Genomic DNA, 10,251 nt, shown 5'->3' with positions numbered 1-10,251 from the left:
CCGCGCCGGCATGGTGTATGCGATCGACGGCAGCGAGCGCTGGCTGGTGCATAATTACATGAAGCCCGGCGAGGGCGATTTCGACTCGGTGGACCGCGATGCCTGCATCCGGACCATTCTCGGCGTCGATGCGGACTTCCGCTACGACATCATATCCAGGGAGGACTGGTACGGGCGCCGCCTGATCGCCGACAAATTTCGCGACCGCGGCGCGTTCATCGCCGGCGACGCGGCACATATCTGGGTGCCCTATGCCGGCTACGGCATGAACGCCGGGATCGCGGATGCCACGAACCTGTCCTGGCTGCTGGCAGCCCATCTCAATGGCTGGGCACCGTCTTCCATTCTCGACGCCTATGAGGCGGAGCGCTGGCCGATCACCAGCCAGGTCTCGCGCTTCGCGATGTCGCATGCCGAGGCTGAAATTCGCCGCCGTGGCGCGATACCCGATGAAATCGAGGATGCGGGACCGAGGGGAGAGGCGGCGCGGGGCGAGGTCGGGCGTCTCACCTACGAGATCAACGTCCAGCAATATGCCTGCGCGGGTCTCAATTTCGGCAGCTATTACGACCGCTCGCCGATCATCGCCTATGACGGCGTCGAACACCCGGCCTACACCATGAGCAGCTATACGCCGTCGACGGTGCCGGGCTGCCGTACCCCGCATCTTTGGTGCGAGGACGGCCGTTCGCTCTACGATGTAATGGGGCCGGAATTCACCCTGCTGAGGTTTGATCCGGCGATAGATATCGCTCCGCTCGAGCGTGCGGCTCGCGGCAGCGGACTGCCGCTGAAGGTTCTCGACATGCAGGGCCCAAAGGCCGCCACTTACTATGGCGGCGGGCTGGTATTGTCCCGCCCGGACCAGCATGTGGCCTGGCGCGGCGACAGGCTGCCGGCGGATCCGCTCGCGTTGATTGATCGTGTCCGCGGTGCCGAAAGCCAAGGTAGCGGGGCCAAAAGCGGCCGCGCGCTGCCGATGGTCTAATCTTCGTTGGCGGCGATCGATTCCATCAAGGAGACCAGCTGACGCTGGACGGTCTGATCCTTGATCTTGCTATAGGCTCGCAGCAAACGCAGGCTGAACGCGCTGTCGAGAAACAGCAGGCTTTCGACCTCGCGCGCCTTGCCGTCGCCGTCGTAGAAGAATGTGACGGGCACATCGAGCGCGGTGGCGATTTGCTGAAGACGAGCAGCGCCGACGCGGTTGACGCCCTTCTCGTATTTCTGAACCTGCTGGAAGCTGACGCCGAGCTTGTCGCCGAGCTCCGCTTGCGAGATCTTTTGTTCGACGCGCCGCAGCCGGATTCGCTTGCCCAATTCAATGTCGGGTTTGCCGGCACTGCGTTGCTTCATTTTCTTTGCAGCTGATTTGTTCATTCTGGTTCTACCGTCCTTCGGCCGAAAACTCCCCGAACCGATGGGTCAGGGATTCACTCTTATATACCGGTTTAAATTCCCGTGGATGGATGAATTCGTCCTTAAACCACGGGAATTTAGAAGGGTTAAAGGCGTCTATCAGCCAGTCTATCATATGTCGGACCCGGGGAATCCGGCCACTCCCGGGATGATAGGATAGCCAAATATCGAACGGCCGGTGCAACTCAACCTCTAGAGGTATTATTTTCCCGCCAGCCGCATAGGCATAGGTCGGAAATACCCCGATTCCCGCGCCATTGGCCACCGCCCAGTAATTGGCGCTGCTTACATTGGTTCTCATGACAAGCAAATCCCGCTGGGAAAAGCCGGGAAACAGGCTCTCGAATGTCTCCTTGGCGGCGGTCTGATCGGCGACCTGCATTACCAGCCGGTGCTTGACCAGCTCGGCCGCCGTTTTCGGGGTGCCGTGGGTTTGGAGGTATTTCTCGCTGGCAAAGAACATCAGATGCATGCGGCCGAGCCGGACCAGCTTGACGTCGAGCGCAGCCGGCCGCGACAGATGGATCGCAATGTCAGCCTCGTGCCGCGACACGTCGGCGGAGCGCATCGCGCAATGGAGGTCGACGAGAATGTTGGGGAAGGCCTGCTGGAATTCGACCAGCCGAGGGGCCAGCCAGAAGGTCCCCAGACCCTCGGTAACGGCCACCCGGACTTCGCCCGAGAGCGTGTTGGCGACGGAATTGCCGGCGCGCAGCAGGTCGAATGACGCAGCCTCCATGCGTTCGACGGCGGAGACGACCAGCGAACCTTCGTCGGTCAGACGGGTGCCATGGACGTCGCGGGTGAACAGGGTGGCGCCGATCTGCCGCTCGAAATCGTCGATCCGGCGGCGAACCAAGTTGATGGACAGGTCGAGCCGCTCAGCCGCGGATCTGAAGCTCCCGCAACGGACGACTTCCAGAAAAATCCTGGCCGCGTCCCAGTCCGTGAGACTGCCGAGAGCGAGCTTTTGGTGTTCCTCCTGAGGAACGCCCCTTTCCAGCGCCAGACGCATACACAGCCCTTTCGTCGCGCTAAACTTGTCAGAAGTTCGAGCGAACCACAACCATGCCGGGTCCGGGGCGGGGCGTTTTGACGCGTCCTTACCACCCGGAACCGGTATCCCGGGGACGCCAGGGACGTATCCCGGAAACCCAGGGGCCGCGGCCCCGAGACCGTATCACTGCCGAACAGGGGATCCTCGTGACTTCAGTCGTAAGCCTCAGGACACTCGCGAATTCGTCAAGCGTACCGATCGTCGTGTTCGTCGATATGCAGCAGGAATATCTGGCGAAGCCGCGGCTGCCGGCGATTTCCCGGATCGATTGCGCGCTGGACAAATGCCGAAAGGTTCTGGATCATTCGCGCAGAATAGGTCTTCCGGTTGCCTTCATCCGCATGATCAACGAGTCGGCTTTTTTCAACCGCGCCACCCCCTTCGTCCGCTGGATCGAGGGTTTTGAGCCTTTTCGCAACGAAATGATATTCGAACGAAGCAGCCCGTCGTGCTACTCTAGCGAACCGTTCACCGCGTTGGTGAACCAGGGCCGTGGTGGCATCGTGCTGGCTGGATTTGCAGGCGAGTCGGCCTGTCTTTCGACCCTGATCGATGCGTTCCACCGTAACCATAAGGTTGCTTATCTTTGCGATGCGTCGGCCAGTCACGCACTCGACGAAATGCCGGCGGACGATGTCCACCGCGCCGTTTCGAAAATATCCGGTATTTATGCGGAGGTATTTGAAACAGACGATTGGATTGAGCAGACGTTACCTCGGAATCTCGGTTATGGAAAAAACGCCGGTGGCTAATTCAGAAGAACGATTGCATCTGATTCTCGCGACACTCGAGCAGTGCCGGGCGGGTCTCATCGACAGCTCCAACCCGGAGACTGCCCAGTTGGTGTCGGTGGCGATTCTCGAGCTTCGGATGAAGCTCAATCGGATTACGGACTCCGAACTGAAGGCTTTATGCGATGCGATGGTGCCGGACGATGAGGTCGCGGAAAGGTCGCAGGATCCGAAATCACCGCATGGCCCGCGTCGCCGCCCGCTGCTGAAACTGGTCAAGTAGCAGAGCGGGTTTTCGGGTTCCGATCGCCCGATTCCGTCCCGTCGCGACGGCAATACCCGCTTTGTAGCGCCGCAATGCCGCATTTTTGATCGGAAAATCCACCATCGTCGCCGGTTGGGGCGCCCAGCGCCTTTGCAGCTCTGTTGCGCATTCCTGGCCATCCGGTACATCAGGCCGGATCAACCCGCGCTCCCACCCCCGGCCTGGCGAAGGGCTGCAAGCCGCAAATTGTCCATGATGGCGACGACTGCATGATAAGCGATGTTTCGATCCCCGCGGCGCTGATTGCCGGCCTGGTCAGTTTTCTGTCGCCGTGCGTGTTGCCGCTGGTGCCGCCGTATTTGATCTACCTCACGGGCGCGACCATCGAGCACATCGAAAATGAAGAGACGGTGTCGTCGTCGCAGCGCGCGGTGATGATATCGGCGGTCATGTTCGTGCTCGGATTTTCCACCGTGTTCGTGGCGCTCGGCGCCAGCGCCTCCCTGATCGGCGCCTTGATCCGCGCCTGGTCGGCGGAGCTTTCGATCGTCGCCGGCATCGTCATCATCGCCATGGGCCTGCATTTCCTCGGGCTGACGCGGATCGGCTTTCTGATGCGGGAAGGGCGGTTGCCCATCCCCAAGCCGGTCGGCTTGTGGGGGGCCTATGTGATGGGCCTGGCGTTTGCGTTCGGCTGGACGCCCTGCATCGGCCCGATCCTCGCCGCCATCCTCTCCGTGGCGGCGGCCGAGGCGACCGTGGCCAAGGGCGCGGGGCTGCTCGCGGTCTATTCCGCGGGCCTCGGCATCCCCTTTCTGATCGCCGCCTTGATGGTCGAACAGTTCTCCTCGCTGTTCTCGCGCATGAAACGGCATCTCGCCAATGTCGAGCGGACGATGGGCGTGCTGATGGTGATTACCGGCATCGGCTTTCTGACCGGCGCGATCTCTTCCGTCAGCATCTGGTTGCTGGAGACGTTTCCGAGCCTGCAGAATTTCGGATAGAGCGTTTTCGAGCGAAGTGGTTTTCGGTTCGCGTAAAGAAAACGCATCAGACTAAGCGATCGGGCATGATCCGGACCCGAAGGACGGCGTCAGCGCAAAGCGGCAACCGGTTTTCCCAGGAGATGATGCTAAAACCAAGAGTCTAGCCCTCGTCGTCGAGCGAACAGATCAGGGTATAGACCACGCCGCGGGGCAGGAAATCGACGGTAGCTTCGCCGCCGAGCTGATCGCGGGCGCTGCGTTCGATCAGGCGCGATCCGAAACCGCGCTGCACCGGCGTTGTGACAAGAGGGCTGCCGACCTCGGCCCAGACCAGCCGCAATTTCGATTTGCCGTTTTCGGTGACGGCTTCCCAGTCCAGCGCGATGGTGCCGCTGTCGTTCGACAGCGCGCCATACTTGGCGGCATTGGTGGCGATCTCGTGGATGATCATCGACAGCACCACCGCCAGCCGCGGCGACAGCGGAATCCTCGGTCCGGACATCCGCACCCGTTCCGGGCTGGTGAGCAGATAGGGCTGCAGCACGCGGCCGACCACGTCCTGCAGCTCCGAGCCCTGCCACTTCTCCTTGCTCAGGAGATTGTGCGCCTCCGCCAGCGCGCCGAGCCGGCCCTCGAATTTTTCCCGTTCGGCCTTGCTCGCGCTTCGAAAGGTCTGCGTGGCAAGCGATTGCAGGATGGCCAGCGTGTTCTTGACGCGATGATTGAGCTCCTCGATCAGGAGATCGTGCAGCATCTCGCCGCGGGCGATCGTGGTCGCCATCCGCACCGCGAAGGCAAGCCCGGTCAGCAGCAGCACGCCGCCGATCACGCTGGTAATTGCGAGGTTGCGCCATAACGGACCGACCAGCGAGTTTTCCGCGATACCGGCGGCCACGGTCCAGCCTGTGACGGAAGACCGGGCGAAACTCGTGATCAGCGGCACGCCTTCGAGCGATACCGTCTGCACCGTGGCCTCCGGCCCGCGTTGCATCTCGGCATACAGCGAGGGCGATGCGCGCCTGCCGACGGTCGCTTCCGGGTTTGGCATGCGCGCGAAATTGATGCCGTCACCGTCGAAGATCGAGATCGTCCAGTCCTGGTTCGGGCGCTGCTTTTCGATCAGCGACTGGAAAATCTCGATCGGCGGGCTGAAGGAAATGTCGTAGAGCACCTCGCCGTCGCGAAGCACGGGGACCTCGACCGTCACGATCGGCCGTTTCTTCACGGCGCCGATGAACAGGTTCGAGTATTGCGGGGTCTTGCTCGCGAATACCCTGTCCACGATCGCGCGGTTGTTGCGCGGCGGGAGGCTCGAGGTGTCCGTCGTGACCGAGGAGAACAGCTGGCGTCCATCGCGGTCCGCCACCAGCACGACGCCGTCCTTGCCATATTGATCGAGAAAGCCCGAAGCGATGCGGCGAAAATTCTCGAAGTCGCCGTTGCGCACCGTGTTGGTGAGCGCCAGCACCCGAAGGCCGCCCGTCATGCGCTGCATCTCGGCATCAAGCACCAGGCGAATGCTGCGCACGGTCTCAAGAACGCGCCGGGAGGCGTCCTTTCGGTCCTGCTCGTAATCGTTGAAGACCAGCCCGGCCGCGAAGACGATCAGCGGCAGCGTGGTTCCTGCGACCAGAAGAGCAAGGCGGGCTGGCAGGGAGGGTTTCGGCACGCGGTTCCTGCATCGATGCATCCGGCGCCGGGAGCGCCGAACGGCTCGCGAGCATAGGAGAAGCGCTCGACATCCGCCAAGGATTTTGGACGCGTCAGCCGGTTCCAGTTCCGCGAATGGTGATGCGGGAGAGGTGGTTCCCTAAATATTGCTGTCGGTGATAGCGGCGTAAACCATGGTCCGCAGTTCGCGCCGGATCGGATAGGCGCTCGACGGCAGCACCTGGGTCATGAAAATCGCGATCAGCTCTTCGGCGGGATCGATCCAGAACGAGGTGGTGGCCGCGCCGCCCCAGGAATATTCGCCGGCACTGCCGGGGATCAGCGTCTGGGCGGGGTCCATCGTGACGGAGAAGCCGAGACCGAAGCCGATGCCGTTGTAGGTCGCCTCGGAAAACAGCGAGCGCGACATCGCCGGCAGGTCGCGTCCGCCGGGCAGATGGTTCGAGGTCATCAACTTGAGCGTCTTCGGGCCGATCAGTCTCACGCCCTCGAGTTCGCCGCCGTTTAGCAGCGCGCGGCAGAAGGTGAGATAATCGGCCGTGGTCGAACACAAGCCGCCGCCGCCCGAGATGAACGATGGCGGCTTCAGGTACGAGCTCTTGGCCGGGTCATCCTGCAGCGTCAGATCGCCCTTGCGATCGGTGGCGTGGAACGTCATGCCGCCCTTCGGATCGGCCGAGTAGCAGGCCGCGAAACGATGGACCTTGTCGGCCGGCACGAAAAAGTCGGTGTCCTTCATGCCGAGCGGATCGAAGATCCGTTCCTTGAGAAACTGTTCGAACGGCTTGCCGCTGATCTTGCCGATCAGGTAGCCGATCACGTCGGTGGAGAGCGAATAGTTCCAGGCCTCGCCCGGCGAGAATTCCAGCGGAATTTTTGCAAGGCTGTCGATCATCGCTTGCAGCGTTCCCGCGGTCACGACCTCGCCGATCTTCAATTCGCGATAGGCGGCGTCGACGTTGGAGCGCTGCTGGAAGCCGTAGGTCAGGCCGGACGTGTGTCGCAACAGGTCCACGATCAGCATCGGCCGCGACGGCGGTTTGGTCAGGAATGCCGGCGCGGTGCCGGCCTGGAACACGCCGAGGTTCTTCCATTCCGGAATATATTTGTGGACGGGCTCGTCCAGCGCGACGCGGCCTTCCTCGAACAGCATCATGAAGGCCACGCTTGTGATCGGCTTGGTCATCGAATAGATGCGGAAAATGGTGTCGTCCTTCATCGGCGCCTTGCGCTCGACATCGGCGAAGCCCTGCACCGCAGAGTGGACGACCTTGCCGCGGCGATAGACCAGCACCTGCGTTCCCGGAAAGCGGCCGGCGTCGATGTAGCGATTCTTGATATGCGCCTCGAGGCGGTCAAAGGCTTGCTTGGACATGCCGGCGGATTCGGGCGAGGCGGGGGTCGGGGCTAGCATCGGGGTATTCTCCGGACTTCGGGGCGAACCTTGATAGCCGAAAAGTCTGTCGGGTTCCAATCACCGCGCGCTTACCCTTGCCCGGCCGCCGGTGTAGGCTTGCGCCCGCAATGGCGTAAACCCGCAGGACCCTGGCATGCCCCAATTCAGCGACACCGAACTGACCGCCGCCGTGATCAAGAGCTTTGAGGAGACGCCGGACCCGCGCGTCAAATTCCTGATGGAAGAGCTGGTGAAGTCGCTGCACGACTTCGTCCGCAAGACCGAACTCAGCTTCGACGAATGGGCTTACGCGATCGATTTTCTGACCCGCGTTGGCCAGAAGTGCAGTGCCAGCCGGCAGGAATTCATCCTGCTGTCGGACGTGCTCGGGGTTTCGATGCTGGTGGATGCCGTCAACCACAGGGAGCGGGAAGGCGCGACCGAAACCACCGTGCTTGGCCCGTTTTATGTCGGCGAGCACAAGCCGATGCCGCATGGCACCGATATCTCCGCCAATCTCAGCGGCGAGCGGATGTTCGTGCAGAGCCGCGTCACCGATCTCAAGGGCAAGCCGCTGGCCGGCGTTGCCGTGGACGTCTGGCACGCCGACGATGACGGCTATTACGATTCGCAAAGGCCCGATTACGAGACGCAGGGGCCGTCATCGCGGGCACGGTTCATCACCGACGCCGACGGCCGGTTGTTCTTCCGCACCATCCTGCCCTGCAGCTATCCGATCCCGACCGATGGCCCAGTCGGCCAGATGATCCTGCAGACGCGGCGCCACCCGAACCGGCCCGCGCATATTCACTTCCTGGTGGATGCGCCCGGCTACGAGCCGCTGATCACCCACGTCTTCATCGAGGGCGACAAGTATCTCGATTCCGACGTGGTGTTCGGGGTGAAGAACGACCTGGTTTCCAAGGTCGAGAAACGTACCGATCAAGTGATGCCCGACGGCAAGCCCGGCGCCGCGCCCTGGCATCTGATGACCTACGAATTCCGGATGAAGCCGGGCCGGGGAGTGGCGCCGAAGCCGATGATGGCAGCGACCGAGGACGCCTGAAAATCAACGGCGGAACTGTCTGCTCAAATATTGTGCGACGCACAACAATTGAGCGAATCGCAAATTTTGAATGCGGACAGCGGCCTGCAACGGAAACAGTCCAAGCACCTATCCCATTATAAAACAAAATCTTTTTACACTCCAGCGGCTTGGCACGAAGCTTGAATAGCTAGTGCCGACGCCATTGATGCCGTCCCTCGAAAACCAATCATCCGAATTGTGACACCGCCAGAACTGGGGCCTCCCCAGAGCGCGCTTCCATGCGTCTCGGCGTGCCAACAGGCGGACGGCCATTCAGACGCAAAGGACCACAGCATCCCCATGACGAAGTCCACCGATCAGACCCCGCGCCGCGGCCTCAGCCGCCGTCAAATCCTCAAGGCCACCGCAGGAACGGCGGCGCTGCTTGCCGCCGCCAAATTGAATTTTCCCGCGGGTGCTTTCGCCGAAGGCGCCGGCCCGGAAGTGAAGGGCGCGAAACTCGGCTTCATCGCGCTGACGGATGCATCGCCGCTGTTCGCCGCAAAAGAGAAGGGCATTTTTGCCAAATACGGCATGCCCGACGTCGAGGTGCTGAAGCAGGCCTCATGGGGCACGACGCGCGACAATCTGGTGCTGGGCTCGGAAGGCAACGGCATCGACGGCGCGCACATCCTGACGCCGATGCCGTATCTGATCTCGTCCGGCAAGGTGACGCAGAACAATCAGCCGACCCCGATGTACATCCTGGCGCGGCTCAATCTCAACGGTCAGTGCATTTCGGTTTCCAAGGAATATTCCGATCTCAAGGTCGGGATCGACACCGCGCCGTTCAAGACCGCGCTCGAAGCCAAGAAGGCGTCCGGCAAATCGATCAAGGCGGCGATGACCTTCCCCGGCGGTACCCACGATCTGTGGATTCGTTACTGGCTCGCCGCAGGCGGCATCGACCCCGACAAGGACATCGAGACGATTGTCGTGCCGCCGCCGCAGATGGTCGCCAACATGAAGGTGGGCACCATGGATTGTTTCTGCGTCTGCGAACCATGGAACCTGCAGCTGATCCATCAGCAGATCGGTTACACCGCGATCACCACAGGCGAATTGTGGGACAAGCATCCAGAGAAATCGTTCGGCATGCGCGCCGCCTATGTCGACAAATATCCGAAAGCGGCGAAGGCGCTGCTGATGGCGGTGATGGAAGCGCAGCAGTGGTGCGAGAAGGACGAGAACCGCGCGGAAGCCGCGGAAATCTGCGCCAAGCGGCAGTGGATCAACTGCCCGGTCGAGGACATCACCGACCGCATGAAGGGCAAGTTCGATTACGGCACCGGACGCGTCGTCGAGAACAGCCCGCAGCAGATGCGCTTCTGGAAGGACCATGCGTCCTATCCGTTCCAGAGCCACGATCTCTGGTTCCTGACCGAGGATATCCGCTGGGGCAAATATGAAGCGGGTTACGACACCAAGGCCCTGATCGCCAAGGTCAACCGCGAGGACCTCTGGAAGGACGCGGCGAAGGAACTCGGCGTTGCCGCTTCCGATATCCCCGCTTCCAAATCGCGCGGCAAGGAGACCTTCTTCGACGGCAAGGTGTTCGATCCGGAGAATCCGGCGGCGTATCTGAAGTCGCTCGCCATCAAGCGTGTCGATGTCTGACAACGGCCGCCGCCCGCGTGCG

At 61.8% G+C, this 10,251-nt stretch carries 10 protein-coding genes; 6 read left to right on the top strand and 4 right to left on the bottom strand.

What is annotated here, in order from left to right; genetic code table 11:
* Positions 1 to 988 (top strand): FAD-dependent monooxygenase (locus QZ213_RS05080; RefSeq protein ID WP_291684964.1); only part of this gene is annotated, 988 nt, incomplete at its 5' end.
* Here QZ213_RS05080 and QZ213_RS05075 read toward each other — a convergent pair.
* Both QZ213_RS05075 and QZ213_RS05070 read right to left on the bottom strand, forming a co-directional pair.
* Positions 985 to 1,380, bottom strand: a complete 396-nt coding sequence (locus tag QZ213_RS05075; protein ID WP_154073350.1) for a helix-turn-helix transcriptional regulator — start codon at positions 1,378 to 1,380, stop codon at positions 985 to 987. The genes QZ213_RS05080 and QZ213_RS05075 overlap by 4 nt on opposite strands.
* Before the next feature lie 7 nt (positions 1,381 to 1,387).
* Positions 1,388 to 2,434 (bottom strand): LysR family transcriptional regulator, encoded by a 1,047-nt coding sequence (locus tag QZ213_RS05070; protein ID WP_291684963.1) that lies wholly within the window; start codon positions 2,432 to 2,434, stop codon positions 1,388 to 1,390.
* A gap of 188 nt (positions 2,435 to 2,622) precedes the next feature.
* Between QZ213_RS05070 and QZ213_RS05065 the strand changes: the two genes are divergently transcribed.
* From QZ213_RS05065 to QZ213_RS05055, 3 genes are all read left to right on the top strand, one after another.
* A complete protein-coding gene (locus tag QZ213_RS05065) occupies positions 2,623 to 3,228 on the top strand; it encodes an isochorismatase family protein (protein WP_291684962.1) in 606 nt (201 codons plus the stop codon).
* Positions 3,206 to 3,490, top strand: coding sequence for a hypothetical protein (locus tag QZ213_RS05060; RefSeq protein WP_291684961.1), 285 nt, complete (start codon positions 3,206 to 3,208; stop codon positions 3,488 to 3,490). The genes QZ213_RS05065 and QZ213_RS05060 overlap by 23 nt, the downstream gene beginning before the upstream one ends.
* Before the next feature lie 251 nt (positions 3,491 to 3,741).
* The gene (locus QZ213_RS05055; RefSeq protein WP_291684960.1) at positions 3,742 to 4,476 is read left to right on the top strand and encodes a cytochrome c biogenesis protein CcdA; all 735 of its coding nucleotides are present in this window, start codon (positions 3,742 to 3,744) and stop codon (positions 4,474 to 4,476) included.
* A gap of 142 nt (positions 4,477 to 4,618) precedes the next feature.
* On the opposite strand, the gene QZ213_RS05050 is transcribed toward QZ213_RS05055, so the two are convergent.
* The gene (locus QZ213_RS05050) at positions 4,619 to 6,127 is read right to left on the bottom strand and encodes a sensor histidine kinase (protein ID WP_291684959.1); all 1,509 of its coding nucleotides are present in this window, start codon (positions 6,125 to 6,127) and stop codon (positions 4,619 to 4,621) included.
* Positions 6,128 to 6,268: 141 nt separating this feature from the next.
* Positions 6,269 to 7,543 (bottom strand): serine hydrolase domain-containing protein, encoded by a 1,275-nt coding sequence (locus QZ213_RS05045; protein WP_291684958.1) that lies wholly within the window; start codon positions 7,541 to 7,543, stop codon positions 6,269 to 6,271.
* Between the two features lie 136 nt (positions 7,544 to 7,679).
* Here QZ213_RS05045 and QZ213_RS05040 point away from each other — a divergent pair, with 136 nt between their 5' ends.
* Entirely contained in the window at positions 7,680 to 8,591 is a 912-nt protein-coding gene (locus QZ213_RS05040) for an intradiol ring-cleavage dioxygenase (RefSeq protein WP_291684957.1), read from the top strand.
* A gap of 321 nt (positions 8,592 to 8,912) precedes the next feature.
* The gene (locus QZ213_RS05035) at positions 8,913 to 10,229 is read left to right on the top strand and encodes a CmpA/NrtA family ABC transporter substrate-binding protein (RefSeq protein WP_291684956.1); all 1,317 of its coding nucleotides are present in this window, start codon (positions 8,913 to 8,915) and stop codon (positions 10,227 to 10,229) included.
* The last annotated feature ends 22 nt before the right edge of the window (positions 10,230 to 10,251 follow it).

Origin of the sequence: Bradyrhizobium sp., assembly GCF_017881085.1 — a bacterium.
Lineage (GTDB): Bacteria > Pseudomonadota > Alphaproteobacteria > Rhizobiales > Xanthobacteraceae > Bradyrhizobium.
The sequence above is the reverse complement of the archived record's forward strand: the minus strand, read 5'-3'. Positions and strand labels throughout refer to the sequence as shown.

What these genes read in the sequence shown, in the direction of transcription:
- QZ213_RS05075 (WP_154073350.1), bottom strand. Translation starts at nt 1,380, where the DNA reads ATGAACAAATCAGCTGCAAAGAAAATGAAGCAACGCAGTGCCGGCAAA.
- QZ213_RS05070 (WP_291684963.1), bottom strand. Translation starts at nt 2,434, where the DNA reads ATGCGTCTGGCGCTGGAAAGGGGCGTTCCTCAGGAGGAACACCAAAAG.
- QZ213_RS05060 (WP_291684961.1), top strand. Translation starts at nt 3,206, where the DNA reads ATGGAAAAAACGCCGGTGGCTAATTCAGAAGAACGATTGCATCTGATT.
- QZ213_RS05055 (WP_291684960.1), top strand. Translation starts at nt 3,742, where the DNA reads ATGATAAGCGATGTTTCGATCCCCGCGGCGCTGATTGCCGGCCTGGTC.
- QZ213_RS05045 (WP_291684958.1), bottom strand. Translation starts at nt 7,543, where the DNA reads ATGCTAGCCCCGACCCCCGCCTCGCCCGAATCCGCCGGCATGTCCAAG.
- QZ213_RS05040 (WP_291684957.1), top strand. Translation starts at nt 7,680, where the DNA reads ATGCCCCAATTCAGCGACACCGAACTGACCGCCGCCGTGATCAAGAGC.
- QZ213_RS05035 (WP_291684956.1), top strand. Translation starts at nt 8,913, where the DNA reads ATGACGAAGTCCACCGATCAGACCCCGCGCCGCGGCCTCAGCCGCCGT.